Genomic DNA, 16,966 nt, shown 5'->3' with positions numbered 1-16,966 from the left:
ACTATAGGTGAGAATTACGAAAAAATCAGATTTATAGATTACTTTTATTGGCGCAAGGAATTTTCTATTGAGAACATTGCTGCTATGGAGTTCGATACCAGCTCATAGACTCCTCTAATTTTCGCGGCCACCGGCCCAAGCACGATCGATGATGGCGCGCTCGATACTTTTGATGCCCCACCGGGCGTCATGATATTGAGCGGGCATGCGGCTTCACAAGGCGCAGGGCAAATACGGCCTGTGAACTCGGGGAAATTGTTGGTGGAGTCGAGCACGGCCCAGCCGTTCTTCCAGTCGGCTCTATAAACCGGGTCGTTGAAGTCCGGGACGATGTGATTGACCGGGCCACCGCTATTGCAGAATGGCGTACCGCAGTCCATGCAGCGCGCACGCTGAACCCTGACATCAGCCTCACTCAGGCTGAAGATGATCTGGTAGTTCTTGACGCGCTCGACAACGGGGGTGGAGTTGACCCAGTTTTCATGTGCGGTACCACAGAAGTATCGCCACGGGGAAAGCAATAATGCGCTTAACTTATTGGATATAAATGTTTATATATCCGTCTTCTGGTGCCCGGAGCCGGAATAAGGCATTCAAACTTGCACCGCAAAGCCGCGCCAATCTTAGTTCCTATGGTGGTAGGTTAAAGAAAGTACCACAAGAGTACCACAAACTGGCTTTGCCTTCTGTCCCAAGTAGGTTGAGTGTCGAGATATGGCGATGTACAAAAGTGGGAACCGAACCCGCACGGGATTTGCTTTCAAACTATTTGGGGAAATGCATTAGATTGGATGGCTGATGGAGGCTATACCTACAGCTTTTTCACTAGCATCCATGCGAGTTACAGGGTGCCTGTAGGTGCCAGATGTAGGGGCCAAATAATCCTAGAAACTGCCTACTTTCTTGTTATTATTGAGGCTTGGAATCATTTGCCAACGCCCGCGAAGCTGTTTAGTTTCTGGGTCTTGGGCCATACACAATTTGATAGCTGAACCCTCCGGGAAGACGTGTTCACAGGTAGAAATCATAAGCCCATTAAACTTCTGATGCTTACGAGCCATGTCAACAACTTCTCTTGTGCCAGTTACAACAAACTTCAATCGTGGAATTCTTATTTGTTCTCCTGTCGCCCCTTTAACTAATAAATCAGGTGTCTCAACCTCAAATTCTAATAGTAAGACCTTTTTAATATCCTCTAAGGTTTTAAATAAAGTAGCGCGCCTATTATTAACTTGCGCTTGAAGGTGCGAGGCTTGTTGCTGGAAAAGTGCGATGCAGAATTCTTTAACTGAACCCCACTCTATTCCCGCTTGGATTGCTGTCGATTCTAAGCCAATCTCCTTTAGCGAACGAAACTCCGTTTGTGCGAAATAATAGAGTTCTTGAAGCACGAAGGTTTCAACACTCACTGCTGCTATCCCGGGCTTGATCGGAAATTCAGACCAATCCGTTTCTAAAGCGTCTTCGAGTGATAATGTCACAATACCATTCTTAGCTGCTTTCTTTGTAGCACTTATGGTGAACCCCTCTTTGGAGACTGCTACCACTTTGTCAACCTGTAAAGAGTTCGCTTTACCAATTAGTTCATCGATCCATGCAACGGTGTCTTTTCTACTTCGATCACGGCACTCAATCATCACCCGAAAGTCATGATTTGCATGGCGGTGTGCAATGAGAATGTCTACCTCTCGTAATGTCTCCGAATCTTTATCGAGCACCATGGCAGATTCCGTTACTGTGCCGTTGTCCGCAACAATCAGGCTGTAAATCATTGCAATTAACTGCTGGAAATCATTTGTACGCTGGGGCATCTAGCTTGGAATACTGGTGGTTAATAGTCGTTAGAACCCAAGTCCCCTAAGGGCATGACTAGGCTCCACCATGCGGGACCCTACATTGAGACCACCATCAGGTGCCACGTATGGCATAACCCCAGGAGGAGGTGCACTCCTACCCACCACTGATGGACTCACATTGACTCCACCGTTGGTAATCTTAGTCACAGTGCCCACAGCCCCAGTTGAGTCGTAGTAGCTGGCCTGCCCATTGATGTGCTCACGGGCTTCCGCTCGGTAACCATTGGGTCCCGTGCAGGAGATAACTCCACCTATATGCTTGGTGCAGTTGGTCTGCTGTGATAGCGCCACTGGGGAAGCTAGCAGTAGTGAATAGAGTATCAGTGCGGGGGCTTTCATTTTGCCTTACCTTTAGCTTGGATACCTTCTTCTGCCAACATACGGCCTAACTCATCATCAAGGATTGCTAGCGTTCGGTCAGCTTCAGCTCTTTGCTTTAGCAGCTTGAGGGCTTCGTCCAGCTTAGCATCTTCTTCCGCATGAGACTTACGGGCTATTTCTTTAAATCTAATTAGGTTTGCGAGTTTTACAGGGCTACCATCTGCTCTTAAACGTTTCTCTAATCTATCCATAGCGGCAAGTGCTTCTAATCTCTCCTCCACCCTTGCCTTCTCAAACATTTCCACTCTACCGACTGGGGAAGCATTTGCAAATTGTTCATCCCACAGAAGTTTCTTTAGTGTTTCAGCCTTCTCAAAGTTCTTGTCACTCACAGCCTTCATCCAGAGAACACTTAACCTATACTCTTCCGGCGTTTTAGGGAGACTAGCTTTGTCTGGTACTGGCTCGGAATGCCCATGGCCGTAGGTATCACTAGCGGGAGGGAGTGTGTGACTACTGATTGACCTCCTTAGTGCTTCACTGGTGTGGACCCCCTTTGTGGAGGATAACAACGGACCAGGACGTGCATTGATCAATACGGCGGCACTCGAATTAGTGGTATCAATGCTGGTGCTACCAAACGGACCATGCCGAACAGCCGCAGTAGCCCCCCTATTGTCATACCAGCTCTCCACTCCTCCTAAGTATTGTCTCCCTTGGGCCTGATACCCGCCAAGACCCGTACAAGTGACTTCACCGCCAATAAAAGTTGTGCAGTTGACTTGGGACACGGCAAGGGATGGGGAAAGGAGTGCGAAAGGGATAAGGAAGAGAGATAAGGTTTTCATTATTGTTAGTCCTTTTTATATTAGCTCTTGATATACAACCTATTTATTAACTATGCTACTCGGGAAGGGTAACAAATAGCTACTTTTTAGAGGTGATTTTATGCGAATCCTCAGAAAAGCCATTACAATGCCCTCCAGTCGATTCACTTAAGATTTGGCTACTCTGCCCTAGGTGCACTAGAGATAACTCAGCCATAGCCCTCCTGAGAGGCCCCCACGTGTCTACCTGAAACTCTACCATGAGGAAATACGAAGTACGCAAAAAAAGGGGTCCCTCAAACTTTCCGCATATGCAGGAAAACCTGGAGACCCCAAAAATATTACTGATACTAGTCTATCTATTTTACTTGCTGGTTTGCTGTGCCTGGACAGCCTTGAAATATCTTATGTGGTTCTCAAGCTCTACGTGGTCGGTTATGAGACCAGCCTTCCTAGCATCCATAAGTTCCTGAACAGTTGAATACCTCAAGGTACCCGCCATATCCAACTCCTGCTGAATACGCGGGTCCTTCCTGCGGTCCAGGTAACGGGTCGCTATTTCTTGGGCCAACCCCTGCAACTCATACGGGGCCTTTACATCACGGGACCGGATAGTAAACTCCCTCCGTGCTGCTGCCATTTGTTGTCGAGCAAATTCCGTCCCGATTCCCATAGGGTCCAGGGGAGAGGCTTGGGGACGCAGCACGGTTTCTATATAGCTTTCCCCTGATCGGAAGTCCTGAGTGCGGTAAATGGCATCAGCAGAGGTTTGCCCTGCTGCGGCTGCTTGCCGGTTATCATTCTTTACGCGGTACCACTCGGCAATCAAGCTGCGCTTCTGCGCCGGGGTGATGTCTGCCTGGACAATCTGTTGAGGACGAACCTTTCCCGTATAGATGCCCTGCTGTAGCGTTACCTCTTGGTCCTGCTGTTCTGCTGAAGCTTCCCGTTTTGAGGCTGCATTAAACTTGGTGTCCCAATTAATCACATCAGAGGCACGACTGAATAATCCCTCACTGCGAAGCCTCGCATATTCCACTTTGGCGGCTGCGGGGTCTGTGTCCATTTTGATAAACACATCATATAACGCAGTATCCTGGCGGTCCTCTCTCTCTTTCTTCAGGGCTGCATCTGCGGCACTACGCTTGGCTAGGTAGACGTTCTGAGAGTGAATCTGAGCTGCATCAATTCGCTCCTTCCAAGCCGGTATAAAGTACATACCAGGAGTACCGTCTGGCTTGGTCTTCTTGAGGGAATCATACACGGAGTAATTCCCCTCCTTGCCTAACCGGTCTAGGGCACTGAAGAGTAAGTCATTGTAGCGCTTACCCGTGACACCAAAGAATTTACCAAGGTCCCCGCGCAACTGGTCTATCCCCTCATCAGGAATTGGCTCTCCGTTCTCGGCGAATGGCCTAATGTAATTATCAAGCTTGGCTAACGCATTAGACTCCACCTTCTGGGACACAGCTTCTTTTTGATACTCCAGGTGCGCATCACGAATCTTCTGGAGGTGAGGAATAATGGTCTGGTTATACCCCTCAAGCGCTGATTGGTCCGTCAAGCCATTAGTGCGCTTCTGGAACTGGTCTCTAACGAAGTCATCAATGTTCCCTGTGTCTTTGTCGAACTCAGTTTCGTAAGCCTGGGTTACTTCTTTCCCATCTAGGTCCCCTTTAACCTGTCCGTCCATCATTAGGTACCCGTGGCGGTACCAGTCGGACGAACCCTCCTCTACCGGTTTTCCTTGTTGCTTAGCGGCTGCTCCCGCCTTTATATCTCTGTCCGCATTTGCTTGACCGGAGACTACAGCGTACTGCTGGAGTGCGGGGTGGAACGTGGACAATCCACGCACTAGGCCGAGTAGCTCAGGGTCTTGAATGGGTGCTGCTAGCTGGTCTGTAGGTCGTGCTACCACCTGTTGCGTCTGGGGTGCAGAGAGGGGGTTAAGTACTGGTCTGGTGGTTACTTGGGTGCGGACGTGCTGGGGCATTAAGGGGTATCCTCGGATATGGTGGAAGTGTGGATGGTGCTGGGGTGATGCTGTGGGGCGACGCGAGGGGACAGAAGACGGTCTAGGGCAATGCAAGCGAGCTTATTCTGGTTACTTCATGAACTCTTCGGGGGTGATTCAAAGTGTTTACCCTTGGTGCGATTCTCCATGATATCTGAGAGGCCCACTAAGCCAGCCATAGTTACCTTTACGTACCCCTGGGTGGTGGTCAGGCTTTTATGCCCCATCACCTTCTGGATACGGAAAGCATCAACTCCAGCGTTTGCAAGGGTGGACCCGAAGGTGTGCCTGAAGCCATGTAGCACGAACTCTGGCTCATTGGCTAATCCCATCTTGGCACGTACCCTACGCCATATGTGAGAGGCTGCGCTCTTTGTTAGGGGGTGGAAAATGGGGTCACAAGAGATTCTCCTTACCAAGATATCAAATGCCCTCGCTGTGAGCGGTATAGCCCTATCTTCATCATTCTTAGTCTTGGTTACCAGTACTGCTTTATGTTCCTGGTTAACATCTACTGGCTTCAGGTTGAGTGCCTCAGATAGGCGCATCCCGGTATCCGCTAGGACTGCTACAAGGTCAGCCATAGCTGTTTCATATGGGCTGTCGCTTGCCTTCAATATCTGAATAACCTGTGTTTCCTCCTCCACTGTGATTAGCCGCTTACGCTTATTGTTCACCTTGTAATAAGATATGTAAGGCCTTCTGAGACTACTCCTGATACCCTCCCTAGAGTTGTCTCGTTTGATGGTCTCGTCAAAGAGTACGGAGATTATTGAAAACCTTTTGTTGATGGTACTCGGCGCTAGACCCTCCTCGAAAAGCTCCTCCCCGTAATCCAGCACCGCGTCGTCATCCAGCTTAGACAAGGGGCAATTCTCTCCGAAGTGACTAGCTACAGCATTGTAGACATTCTGAATGGAATCGGGTCTCTTAGCGGACCTCCAGTCATCCCGTACTCTCATAGCATGGCGGTATGCTTCAGCCAAGGTAGTACCATCCTTGCGCTTGGCCTTAGCACATGCCTTAGCATCCAATATAAGCCTTGCTTCCAGTTCCCGCGCTTCTCTCTTGTCCGTAGTACGGAGTGACTGGCGTACACGTTTCTCCCCTGGCGCAGGATAGAAGCTGCACCAGTAGATACCCTTAGGACCTACTTTCTTGATACTCATGCATTTAATAGTAGTTCGTGAATGAAGTGGGACCGCAGCTTGGGCATTGTCCTTTCTTCAATAAACCGCACCAGCTCATGGCCTCTAGCGCTCAGTTTGATTATTCGCTTACGGCCATCGTAAGGGTCAAGCTCAACCGTGATTAGGCCATAGCCATCCTGTGCTCTTGGTCCAGCAGAGAGTTTCAGAACATTGCGACTAGCTGTGGACTGGCTGAGACCAATAGTCCGCGCTATATTGTCTACGCTGGGATTGGAGGTTGTTGCAACCTTCAGGAAAGTTTGAATTGCTTGGACCTGTACGTCCGGGTCCCCAGTGAACTCTTTGAAGGCTGAGAGGGCAGAGGAGAGAGCTGTCATTGCAATTGACATTGAATGGATACCTATTAGTTTACTTTTGATAACTGTGAATGAAAATACTTTTGGGAGTCTTGGGGTAAGGTAATAGCGTGCCGTGTGTAATCAACAATATCTGAGCATCCGTAGGGGTGAAATGAGCAAGAGGAAATAGTTGAGGACTGTAGTGAATAGACGTAACGAAGCAATAGCTACATGATGCAGCCTATGCATGAGGGCGCTAATCAAACAGGAGTGGGAGGAAGTGAACTACGTGGGACTGGGAGAGAAAACTGGCCCCTTGACTGAAGGTGGGGCAGTAGTAAAAGGAGCGTAGAACCTAGAGGCTTAAGCCTGTGACCCTATACGCCCCTTCGTTTGAAGGCTAATGGGAGAACAGTTCGTCTCTATCCCAATATCTCTCGAATGACCCTACACGAACATAAACAGATGAGAAGCCCCAGCATTCAAAGGTGGTGATGAACTTACCGATAGTGAAAGAGACTGTCATGATGTATAACCTCCAGAGGTTTATCTGGGCACCCAATGCGCGCCAGTGAGATGCACAATATACCCCATTGTGTTACTTGTCAACGAGTTTCTTAGTAGGGTGCTCCCCCAGCTTGAGGAGGAGTAGCTCATAGATAGCCGTGGGGATTTGCCTATGCTCTACCCCTGTTGAGGTCCACTTATGCCACGCTGAAGTAGACACATAAAGTAGGGTCGCGGCTTCATGACGTGCCAGGGAGTGTCGCTTGAGGAGGTCTCTTAGCTCTTGGGGCTTAGGCTGTGCAATAGGTGTATCCATTGTCTTATTCTTATCCCTAGTCGTTAGGAGCCCCACTATAGCTCCACTGCTCAAGTAACACAATGGGGATAACGGGCTATACAGCGTGGAATGAGGGTAATCCACAGAAAGATACCTATAGCGCATCACAGTGCATTATGGATGAGCTTGGCTACCTATCCATAGACTTTAACTAATGGGTCAACCTGGGGCTTCCTGATGAGTCTTATGACCCCTTTAAGACTTCTGAGAACCTCAGCAGTGACTATCCCAAGGTGGACCAAAAACCCCCTAGTAAGAAAGACAGGCCAGGAGACACACACTGGTAGCTGCTTGCTTTACTAGGGGGCTGATTGTGAAGCTGAGGGTGGTACAGGGAACGCTATTAGCCCTCAGGCCAAACAATCAACCCCCACAGGGAATGATGGTTACTTCTTACTATGAATATAAAACGGGAGACTAATAATAACCGCTGCACCACTACACACTAGGGTGGATCAAAGCCTAGTGGCCCCTTGGCAGAGAGGACTTTCAAGCCTACAGTATCCCTCTGGCTAGCTCTAGGTGCTCCACGGCGGGCACTGGGTGTTGGACCAGAGGCAGCTCTCTGTAGGGAAACTGTAGGGGTTTAACTCTGTTGGGTTGTAACTATGTAGGTAGTAGTCTTGGGGGCACTACACGTCCTCTATGACTTTCCTCTGGTACAGCCTGCGAGAGACAGCTTAGGAGGACCAGAGGTACTGCATAGGGATACTGTAGGGGTACTGATATACCTATCATCACATTACTACCCACCACAGCTCACATAAGGTTAACTAGTAGTTACACTACTGGTTGCACTAGTAGTTACACTATAAGTATCACTATCTATATACTTCACCCCTGTTGGCTTCTGCGTAAGTGAGGTTATAGAGGCACTTATTGCTGTAACCCTATGTAACCATTGCTGAATCAGCCTGCCTCATCCCGTGAAACACCGAGCGTTATTTCATCCTGTTTCACACCTCATAATCGGCATTCCTCAGCACTTCCAAAGCTCCTGCAACCGTCCAATACCGTTAGGCTATTCTCCATTCACAAAGCGCCAGAGATTTGTTCCTGTCTCAGGTATTGATAAAGAGTTTCACGGCTTATTCCTAGCTCTTTTGCCAGCTCTGATTTATTAGCACCTTCTGCTGCTGCTTTCTCACGTAGTATCGTGACCTGCTCTTGAGTCAACTTAGGTTTCCCTCCTTTGTAAACCCCCTTGCTTTTGGCTATGGCTATCCCCTCGCGCTGCCTTTCCTTAATCATTGAACGTTCAAATTGGGAGAAAGCAGACAGCATTGTAAACATTAAGGTGCTGCGAGGGTCGTCCTTGCCTGCCGCAAAAGTCATATTCTCTTTTACGAATTCCACGGATACGCCCTTATCGTTCAACTCGCGCACTATCCGCAGCATGTCCTCACAGTTGCGCGCTAGCCGATCCATAGAGTGCGCTATTAGAGTATCCCCTAGACGAGCGTGTTTCAGTGCAGCCTGAAGTTGGGGTCTTTTGGTGTCCTTCCCGGATGCCTTGTCAGTGAATGTAATGTCCAGCTCTATCCCGTCCAATTGCCTCTCTGCGTTTTGATCAAGGCTACTTACACGGGTATATCCAATCCTTTGGGTTTTCATGACCAGCTCCTGAAGTGTGCGAAAGTGTCAGAACGAATTCTAAGACCTTCACACAACTCATGTCAAGTTGAAAATATACAATCCTGTTCTGACGCTATTCGGAGGCTTTTCGATAGTCAGGGCAGGGTATACCCTAAGTGGACAAAGGACCATAGGCGGGGCCCCCATTTATTATCAAGCCGCTTTGTAGCGAACCTAGCATAGCTCAGCAATAAGGTAGATAATCGCACGCTAAACAACTATCAGAAAATAAGGATTCCCATGTCTCAATGCTCAATATGTAAGGGAGTAGCGGCTGTTATAGAATCCGGTGCCATATCACAGGTTACATGTAATAGATGCGGCATATATAGAGTTACCAGCTCTGCATTGGATAGCCTTGATGGAATTTTCGCGAAAGATGAAGATGCCTCAAGTAAGTTGAGCTATGCCCTTAGGACGAGGTCAAGTAAAAATCCAGCCTTCCTTTTAAATACTGATAACCTTCCGGCAATAGTTTCACAAACAAACCTTCCCACTCCCCCCGAGCAACTAGATAATTTAATCCTTTTTCTCGGAGACTCACTTCCCCCTGGGCAGCATATGGGATTGGGTGATGAGCATATCGCTCTAATCGGAGCTAGAAGCTTGAATAACCTCGGGTTCATTGCCGGGGCGGCACATAATCGCGGCCTCATTGATGGGCGCATTCTCTCTGATGGTCAAGATGTTTACGTCGCAATTAACAATGCTAGATTAACAATTGATGGGTGGGCTGCCTACTTAGACTTGAAGAAAGGGAAAACAGATAGCAAACACGCTTTCATGGCGATGAAGTTTAATGAGCCTGTTTTGGATGATATCTACCTCAACCATTTCAAAGAAGCAGTTAAAAACACAGGCTTCGAACTGACGCGGCTAGATGAGGGTCAGCCAGCAGGGTTAATCGACGACCACCTCAGAGTCCGAATACGTAAAGCTAGATTCATCATTGCCGACCTTACACACCACAACAATGGCGCCTATTGGGAGGCGGGGCATGCTGAAGGTCTAGGAAAGCCTGTGATTTATACCTGTGAGAAAAGCGTGTTCAATAACAAGACGGAATCAACCCACTTCGACGCTAATCATCACCTAACGGTCCTGTGGGAACACGGCAGATTAGAAGAAGCTGTTAAACAATTGAAAGCAACCATTAGGGCCACATTCCCATTAGATGCAAAGATGGAAGATTACACTGAAGAATAAATGATTAATAACTGCTCAATAGTGGATGCAATGAGCGGCAGGTCGTCCTGGTGCTGTTCACGGACTCAAATGGGAGGCAAGGGGGGAAAGCTCCACCGCCATGACGTAAGGTACCTCTCGATAAATTTATGGCAAAACTATTTAGTGTCGCAGCAGTGGTACGCAGGGTGAAGTCGCAATATACCGTTGTGTAAATATATCAAAGTAACTTTTATAAGCCGTCAAGAAACGCCCTACTGTGAGAGAAAATGGACGAGTATACGAATTCTGCAAGAAGACTCCAGGTGATTATCGAAAAAATTCAGACCATCCCTGAGTCAATGCCAATGGTTCAAGCCTGGTCCACCGTACTTGGGCTTGATATAGAGATATCTAAGGACGACCCCCACGAAGTCCAAGAGAAGTTAGGATTAATTCGGAATGAGATTAACCTTATTCAGAGACTAATGGCTGATAAACCTTTCTCAAAGGGGTTATACATACCACACCTGGAAAACATAAGGAGAATCGTCTCTGTCTCCAACCTAGATGCTGCGTGGGGCAATTATAGAAACCGACTACCAAATGAAACTCTCCTTTCACTGAGATTTTGTGTTGAGATTATTCCACCAGAGGCTGCACTCCCCACCAGTGATTTGGAAATCTTGCTGGATTTGGTAATGGAAGCTAGAAAAGAAATTGAAGACTCATCCTTTTCACCCTTGGTGAGAGAGTTCCTACTTCGCCATCTTTCTATTATTGAAGAGGGGATTCGTGATTATCCTATAAGCGGTGGTAGCGCGATAACTAACGCTTTTCACGAGGGGTTTAGAACAGCCTCTAGTGCTGACCCGGGGAACGACGCAAAAGATAAGGCAGGTTACTCTAAGGTAATGACAGTTTGGAAGGCACTATGGGACAGAAGCAAGGATGTTGTGCATGTGGACCAGATTATGAGGCTCATTGGGACCAGCATAGAACAGGGGAGGCCCATAGTTCAGTGGTTGATAACCGCTCAGTAACAGGCTGTGGCATTATGTGCTCCTGCCTGCTTCTAGCAGAATCGATGGGGTTTTCGAGTGTAGCTCATGGACTCGCTTGGTGGCACGGGGGAAAACCTCTAGCGGAACCGTGTAGGGTACCCTCTCGTAAATTTGTGGTAAAACTACTTGGTCCCTAGTGGTTCCCCATAACACCAGCACCTTAATACTACCTTTCCAATTCTGGCTGTAGCTCAATTAGCTTCTGGGTGACAATTTCTAGGTCGCCCTCCAAGTCACTTAAGGACATCCCTGACTGCCTCAGTGCCTCAATCGCTGCCCTAATCGTGGCTACAGAAGGCTTCTTGATGTAATAGCAATCACGGGTGTCCTTGTCTAATAGGTCACCAAGGATGGACCGGTACGAACTCCAATCATCAAGCTGTTGAGAATCTAGGGTCTGCTGGTGCTTGCCGATATAATCAGCAGCAGCTATATGGGTTAAACCGCGAGGGACCTTGACCCCGAAGAACTTGTAGAACTCCTTCTGTATGGCTTCCGCTGGCCTCTGGTCCCATGCTGCTGCCTTCTCAGGGTCAGCCTGTAGTTTGGCTACCTCTGCCCTTGCTGTTGTCTGGTTGAGGCCCTTGATGGGTACCTTGAAGAACCTCAAGACCTGTTTATCACTTTCTTCAACGGGGAGGAGTAAGCCTATAACATCTGATGTCTCAGCCTTAGGTAGCTGGGCTGCTTCCTTAGGTGGCGGGGTGCTTAACCCCTGACTTCTGTGCTTCCCCTTCTTGTTGCCTGAGAGGATGAAGTAGAGAACCACTACGACCACGATAATACCAACAACTATCCACATTCCAAGCCTTAGATCATAGCCTTGAATTGATTAACTCAAGTATTTTATTAAGTTGTTTGGTTACAGTTAAATAACAACCGACGCTACTTTATCAAGCCACTCCTTGAGGTGTACGAGCCCGTAACCCAAGCCATAGGTGTCACCTACATCCTCCCTCCCCCATCCTCCCACAGCATCCTGGATAGGCTTGGGGGCGTGTGCATGGCGTAGCCTATCCCTCATTGTGTGACGTAGCTCATGGGTGGTCTTGTCGATGCCTAGTGAACCAATCCACTTATTGAGAGTTGCGGAAGAATTGTTAGCCTTACATTCGGTTTCACTGGTGTAGCGGGGGAAAGCATAGAGTTGTCCCTTCTTAGCTGACTGCACAACCCTTTGCGCGGCCCATAGGGAAACACCGACAAGTGGAATATTCCTTTTACTAGATGCGGTCTTTAGTGACCTCCACGGGTGGGGCCTAAAGGAAACGTAAGGAACGCTTTCATTCAGGTGTAGGTCAGATAGCGCAAGTCCAGTAGTTTCAGCAAGGCGGCACCCCAGGTCAATCTGTAGAGCGAGTAGCCAACGTACATCATCATCCTTGTTCTTACATTCACGTATCAGGGTTGCCAGCTGGTTGCTATCGAATGTTCCCCTCACCTTTGAGTCCTCGCCGAGACTAGCTATCCTCAAACTGAGAAAGGGGTTAACTTTAGCTATCTCTCTTTCAATAATAACCACATTGAATACAGCCCTAATCGCGCTAACTTGCCGCTCGACAGTGGTGGTCTTGGAGCCTTCAGCAATGCCCTTGGCAACAAACCCATTAGCATCTGCCCGTGTTACTTGCTCAAAATCCTTGTCACCTAATATGGCTATGAGCCTATCCCACACACGGCTGACATAGACTCTGAATTTCTTATCGTTCTTCTTCTTGTGACCATCAAGGTAAACTTTGAGAGCATCACTGAGCCGGAATGTGGAGCCCTCATTGATTAACCTAAGGGCTTCTAACGATACCGGGTCTAGGAAATCCTCCGGGGGGACCTCCTGCCAATTACCATAATCATCTTGAACATATCCCTCATGCTTTTGTTGAAGGGCATCAATAAACTGGTCAAGATTGGGTTCTTCATTGCTGGCTGGCTGGGGCTTCAGGCCATACTGTGAGAGTAGCTTAATGGCTGCTTGATGGATACCCAGGGGCTTCAGGCTGTGATTAACCCGAAGTGAGGCCCAAATTGATTCGTACTGTTTATTGAGCGCACCGACTTGTTTCGCTACCTGCTTTAAATCGGCGGTCTTGAGATTTACCTTGATGAGCTGAGTACCACCATAACGCTCTATGAGGTCGAGGGGTATTTTTCTCTGGTAATAGTAGGTGTCACCCCGTTGATAGACGTAGCGGATAGACACTTTGAATATGCTCCCAAGCGATAGTTTCATGGATAGTACCACAAAAGTACCACCACAGGGAAGCAATAATGCGCTTAACTTATTGAATATAGATGTTTATATATTCATCTTCTGGTGCCGGAGCCTCATCCGAATTAACGATCTAACCACATGTTAATTATATATTTATTAATTGACTTATAAACATAATACCGTCAAAAATACCGTCACTCATTGACTATTACCGGAGAATATCATGAATTTTAACGGCTATTGAGGTGTTTAAGGTAGGGTGAGGGCGGGGTGGTATTGCTTAGACGTTCGTGGTTTTCGGAATCAGCGGTGAATGTTGGCATTTTCCAAAGATCGCACCATGTCTTTTTTTCTTTTTTGTTCCATAAGAATTGCATTTGCACTCTCCATCTGCATATTTTGATATCGCTTTAAAGATGCGTTCTGAATTGCATTGGCCTCACCCTCGGATCCAGGAATCACCTTTGTGATATCCATAATGTTTATCACTTCTCCATCAGCGGTGATGATGCGCATCCATGTATGAATGTCGAATTCCCAGCAAACGATCTGGCTTTTAAGTGGTTTCCCGTCAACTGTCTCAAGGCGGGTTACAAAATAAGGGTCCTGGCATGCTTTGCTATGCTCATTCGTTAAATACAACACATGAGTTTCATTGGTATCGGGATCTGGCACTGGAGCGTAGAAAACATTAACTGCCTGCGCTGAGCCGCAGGTTAGCATGAACCATAAAGAGACTATCGTTTTTCTCATATTTCCAACTATCCCTGTCCTTTTAATTCCCCGACTCGTTCTTTCAGGAAGTCTATCAAGCGCTGCTACCGTGCTTCTAGCAAAAGTGGGACTGTCGTATAGTCGTTCATAACGGCATGATTCTTGATGGAGGCCGACCCTGAGCTAGCCCCTGATCTGTAAAGCAAATATCGGGCCACAAGAGGATTGTCTTTTTACTCAAGTACATCCATAAGGCCGTAAAAATATTGTGGAAAATATGCCGACATGCCATCCATCGACGTGAGACACGGCTCATCGCCGGGTTAATTTTTGAAGCCTCGCCTGCGCGGATTGTAACGTTTCCCTAGCCTCTATTACTCCCTGTCTGGCACGCTCTAACGAGCGCTGGCGGTTCTGTGAAGCCGTTACCTTGCCCTCGTCTGTCTTTGGCCCTGTAGAGCTTTCCCAAGGTTTCCAGGATTGGATTAAAGCCGACTGCCGGGCTTTCTGTTCAGCTGTCCAGGTACGTGCCATAAATACCCCTTTCAAAAATAGTTCGTTATCTCTGCGAGTTCGTACAAATTGCACGGAAACTCGGTCACAATGGCACTCTATCCCTCGTGGTTGCTAGGTTTGCGTGTTCATAAACTGCGTACTTATTCGGCAGAAAAACCCCCAGCTTTTGAGGCTGAGGGTTTCGGTCTGCTACCAGCACGCAGCGAAGGATCCTGACGCTATCACTGGCTGTCACGGTTTACCCACTCATGACTAACGGGGTGCAATGCGGAGCACCTGCCGGAAGAATAGTTACCTGGTTTTCTTATTAAAATTTTCCTTTACGCGCTTCACGCATCTTCGCGATATTGGCTTTCAATAATTCACCTTTGGCAGTTACCGCATCCATTGCGCGCACTATGACTGTTTGCTTTAGTGGTTCCAGGTAACGCAGTGCTGTGGCGTCTTTAAAGTAGTGTTTTCGCTTCATCATCATTCTCCGATCACCTCAATTTCCGCTTCATAACGGGAAATAATTTTCCCCTTTGTTAAGAGCATCTCTCGGTCAAAAGAGATGGGGTGATAGACGTGGTCGTAGAAACCATCTTTTGTCCTCAATAACCTTGCCAGTCTGTTATGAATAACCACCCCCTTAAGATCCGCATCCATCATTTCTTCCTGCGCTTTGGCGTAACGCTCCCTTTCTACGCGTTGAGCTTCCTTTAGAGCATCCAACCTGGCGGCTGCGTGATCAGATTCAGCCTGCGTCAATTCAGCCTTGGCGTCCTCGAGTTGCGGCTCCAGCATTGCCGCAACTGTGCTGGAGGTATCGGCTTCAAGCTGGGCGGCCTGCAGGGCAGTGGTGGCCTTCTCATGTGCAATGTGCAACTCGGATACATCTGCCGCTCCGCTCGCTCGGGCACGAAGCAGGCGCTCGTATGCTTCCCGCTTGACCCGTGTTGCTTTATCAAGCGTGGTCTGTGCCAATTCGGTAGCAGCGGTATGGCGGTCTTGAAGTTCTTGCAGTTTGGTTTGTGCTGCGGTGATATGTTGTCTCATCATTGATTCCTTTTGGTGGTTTTATGAAATCTTAGGCATAAATTGAAGTTGCGCTTTATTCTTGATATCCGAAGAAGCAACCACATCCGAATACCAGTCATTCCCACGCGTGTCCCCGTAGTGATTCACATAGAGGATTTTATAAATGCCATCGGTAGTTAATGTGGGAATGGATGCGAACTGCTTAGCTATTTCCAGATTGGAAGTCGTGTAGCCGAATTGACGGATGAGTGCGTTATCGATCTGGACTCGCTCATCTTTCCGCAGGTGGGGGTTCAGTAAACACTTGAAGGAAATACCCAGCCCGTTCTGTTCTGGTACCCCGATCATCCCGGTTGCAGAGGTGATAACCGGTATTTCCCCTTCCTTGTAGCCGCCCTCCGCAATCACATCCAGCTTCCCATCATTGATGGACCAGTTCGTTCCGATGGAGGCGCACTCCTGCCGGAGGCAGTCACGCACCAAGCCGAAGTAGACGACACCGCGGCTCAGCTTTGGTCCGTTCTCTGGCGCCTGGATCGTTCCCTCTGGCATACCAGCTGCAGTGGCTAACATGCGAAGCCTTCCGATAGCATTGGAACCCGCTGCTACGCTGAAATTGACTACCGCGAAGTTATAAATCTGATCCCCATCGGCAGCAGTGATATCAAGATAAGTATCTGTGCCATTCTCGCGCCCGATTCTGGCCTGGGTAATCTGGCCTTGGAATATGGTATTGAAATTACCTCCGTAGCCAGCAGAGAGGATTATGAGCTCACCCTCTTCGGTGACGCGGCGGGCGGTTTTCCCTGACAGGTTGAATACGCGGATGAAAGCGGTTGTTGGCGTGCTGATCACCGCAGCCTGAACGTTGAAAGTAAACTGCATTTTTGACAGGTCAAGTGCATCGGAGCCAGCGCCTATGATAAGGCTGGCTTTTCTAATATATTGCTGCGTCATAGTGAACTCCGGATTGGCATTGGCGGGTGAATAGGGGCTGGCCACAGTGGCTCGTCATTTCTTCACTATCCAGGGAGAGGGTGGATCGCTGTAAAAGTGATATTGCACGGCCGTATGGTTGGCCTCACGCACAATTGCCGCTGACGTCTCTTTTGCCGCGTCAGTTTTTATTTTCTCAATGTCCTTTTCAACCTGCCGCAATTCCGCTGCAGTGGCGGCTCCACGTTGAAACAGATCCTTGAGCCGCGCTTGACGGAATCGAAGACTTTCCAATTCGATGCGAACCAGTGAGTTGAACATACTATTTTTCCTTTCCGCTTTTGAGCGGTGTTGTGT

Annotated in this window: 14 protein-coding genes and 1 pseudogene; 2 read left to right on the top strand and 13 right to left on the bottom strand. The window is 48.3% G+C overall.

Features of this window, described 5'->3' with window-relative positions:
* Positions 1-126 precede the first annotated feature (126 nt).
* The 6 genes and pseudogenes from EBAPG3_RS09425 to EBAPG3_RS09390 form a co-directional block, all read right to left on the bottom strand.
* Positions 127-521 (bottom strand): annotated as a pseudogene (locus EBAPG3_RS09425) (hypothetical protein); the annotation flags it as partial.
* Positions 522-884: 363 nt separating this feature from the next.
* Entirely contained in the window at positions 885-1,811 is a 927-nt protein-coding gene (locus EBAPG3_RS09420; protein ID WP_040852306.1) for a restriction endonuclease, read from the bottom strand.
* A 380-nt stretch (positions 1,812-2,191) separates the two neighbouring features.
* Complete coding sequence (locus EBAPG3_RS09415) at positions 2,192-2,569, bottom strand: hypothetical protein (RefSeq protein WP_151898918.1); 378 nt, start codon at positions 2,567-2,569, stop codon at positions 2,192-2,194.
* A gap of 799 nt (positions 2,570-3,368) precedes the next feature.
* On the bottom strand, positions 3,369-4,997 hold the full coding sequence (locus EBAPG3_RS09410; RefSeq protein ID WP_004177960.1) for a hypothetical protein: 1,629 nt from the start codon (positions 4,995-4,997) through the stop codon (positions 3,369-3,371).
* Positions 4,998-5,113: 116 nt separating this feature from the next.
* Complete coding sequence (locus EBAPG3_RS09405; RefSeq protein ID WP_004177962.1) at positions 5,114-6,187, bottom strand: tyrosine-type recombinase/integrase; 1,074 nt, start codon at positions 6,185-6,187, stop codon at positions 5,114-5,116.
* Between the two features lie 2,196 nt (positions 6,188-8,383).
* Positions 8,384-8,965 carry a recombinase family protein gene (locus EBAPG3_RS09390; RefSeq protein WP_040852315.1) on the bottom strand — a complete coding sequence of 194 codons (582 nt, stop codon included), beginning with the start codon at positions 8,963-8,965 and terminating at the stop codon, positions 8,384-8,386.
* A gap of 369 nt (positions 8,966-9,334) precedes the next feature.
* Between EBAPG3_RS09390 and EBAPG3_RS09385 the strand changes: the two genes are divergently transcribed.
* Together EBAPG3_RS09385 and EBAPG3_RS09380 are read left to right on the top strand one after the other, a co-directional pair.
* A complete protein-coding gene (locus tag EBAPG3_RS09385) occupies positions 9,335-10,192 on the top strand; it encodes a hypothetical protein (RefSeq protein ID WP_040852318.1) in 858 nt (285 codons plus the stop codon).
* Positions 10,193-10,440: 248 nt separating this feature from the next.
* Positions 10,441-11,193 carry a hypothetical protein gene (locus EBAPG3_RS09380; protein ID WP_040852322.1) on the top strand — a complete coding sequence of 251 codons (753 nt, stop codon included), beginning with the start codon at positions 10,441-10,443 and terminating at the stop codon, positions 11,191-11,193.
* A 187-nt stretch (positions 11,194-11,380) separates the two neighbouring features.
* Here the strand turns inward: EBAPG3_RS09380 and EBAPG3_RS09375 are convergent, their stop codons facing one another.
* The 7 genes from EBAPG3_RS09375 to EBAPG3_RS09350 form a co-directional block, all read right to left on the bottom strand.
* Positions 11,381-12,016, bottom strand: a complete 636-nt coding sequence (locus tag EBAPG3_RS09375) for a hypothetical protein (RefSeq protein WP_040852323.1) — start codon at positions 12,014-12,016, stop codon at positions 11,381-11,383.
* 66 nt (positions 12,017-12,082) lie between these two features.
* Positions 12,083-13,441, bottom strand: a complete 1,359-nt coding sequence (locus tag EBAPG3_RS09370; RefSeq protein WP_004177965.1) for a DUF6538 domain-containing protein — start codon at positions 13,439-13,441, stop codon at positions 12,083-12,085.
* A 285-nt stretch (positions 13,442-13,726) separates the two neighbouring features.
* The gene (locus EBAPG3_RS09365) at positions 13,727-14,176 is read right to left on the bottom strand and encodes a hypothetical protein (RefSeq protein ID WP_151898917.1); all 450 of its coding nucleotides are present in this window, start codon (positions 14,174-14,176) and stop codon (positions 13,727-13,729) included.
* A 784-nt stretch (positions 14,177-14,960) separates the two neighbouring features.
* The gene (locus EBAPG3_RS15195; protein WP_161493787.1) at positions 14,961-15,128 is read right to left on the bottom strand and encodes a hypothetical protein; all 168 of its coding nucleotides are present in this window, start codon (positions 15,126-15,128) and stop codon (positions 14,961-14,963) included.
* Positions 15,125-15,694, bottom strand: a complete 570-nt coding sequence (locus tag EBAPG3_RS09360; protein WP_151898916.1) for a hypothetical protein — start codon at positions 15,692-15,694, stop codon at positions 15,125-15,127. The genes EBAPG3_RS15195 and EBAPG3_RS09360 overlap by 4 nt, the downstream gene beginning before the upstream one ends.
* A gap of 18 nt (positions 15,695-15,712) precedes the next feature.
* Positions 15,713-16,675 (bottom strand): phage protein, encoded by a 963-nt coding sequence (locus EBAPG3_RS09355; protein ID WP_151898915.1) that lies wholly within the window; start codon positions 16,673-16,675, stop codon positions 15,713-15,715.
* 9 nt (positions 16,676-16,684) lie between these two features.
* Positions 16,685-16,930, bottom strand: a complete 246-nt coding sequence (locus EBAPG3_RS09350) for a hypothetical protein (protein WP_004177976.1) — start codon at positions 16,928-16,930, stop codon at positions 16,685-16,687.
* Positions 16,931-16,966 lie beyond the last annotated feature (36 nt).

Origin of the sequence: Nitrosospira lacus (genome assembly GCF_000355765.4) — a bacterium.
Taxonomy (GTDB): Bacteria; Pseudomonadota; Gammaproteobacteria; order Burkholderiales; family Nitrosomonadaceae; genus Nitrosospira; species Nitrosospira lacus.
The sequence above is the reverse complement of the archived record's forward strand: the minus strand, read 5'-3'. Positions and strand labels throughout refer to the sequence as shown.

Excerpts from the sequence above, each read along its gene's own strand:
- EBAPG3_RS09420 (WP_040852306.1), bottom strand. The coding sequence starts at position 1,811 with ATGCCCCAGCGTACAAATGATTTCCAGCAGTTAATTGCAATGATTTAC.
- EBAPG3_RS09410 (WP_004177960.1), bottom strand. The coding sequence starts at position 4,997 with ATGCCCCAGCACGTCCGCACCCAAGTAACCACCAGACCAGTACTTAAC.
- EBAPG3_RS09405 (WP_004177962.1), bottom strand. The coding sequence starts at position 6,187 with ATGAGTATCAAGAAAGTAGGTCCTAAGGGTATCTACTGGTGCAGCTTC.
- EBAPG3_RS09390 (WP_040852315.1), bottom strand. The coding sequence starts at position 8,965 with ATGAAAACCCAAAGGATTGGATATACCCGTGTAAGTAGCCTTGATCAA.
- EBAPG3_RS09380 (WP_040852322.1), top strand. The coding sequence starts at position 10,441 with ATGGACGAGTATACGAATTCTGCAAGAAGACTCCAGGTGATTATCGAA.
- EBAPG3_RS09375 (WP_040852323.1), bottom strand. The coding sequence starts at position 12,016 with ATGTGGATAGTTGTTGGTATTATCGTGGTCGTAGTGGTTCTCTACTTC.
- EBAPG3_RS09370 (WP_004177965.1), bottom strand. The coding sequence starts at position 13,441 with ATGAAACTATCGCTTGGGAGCATATTCAAAGTGTCTATCCGCTACGTC.
- EBAPG3_RS09365 (WP_151898917.1), bottom strand. The coding sequence starts at position 14,176 with ATGAGAAAAACGATAGTCTCTTTATGGTTCATGCTAACCTGCGGCTCA.
- EBAPG3_RS15195 (WP_161493787.1), bottom strand. The coding sequence starts at position 15,128 with ATGATGATGAAGCGAAAACACTACTTTAAAGACGCCACAGCACTGCGT.
- EBAPG3_RS09360 (WP_151898916.1), bottom strand. The coding sequence starts at position 15,694 with ATGATGAGACAACATATCACCGCAGCACAAACCAAACTGCAAGAACTT.
- EBAPG3_RS09350 (WP_004177976.1), bottom strand. The coding sequence starts at position 16,930 with ATGTTCAACTCACTGGTTCGCATCGAATTGGAAAGTCTTCGATTCCGT.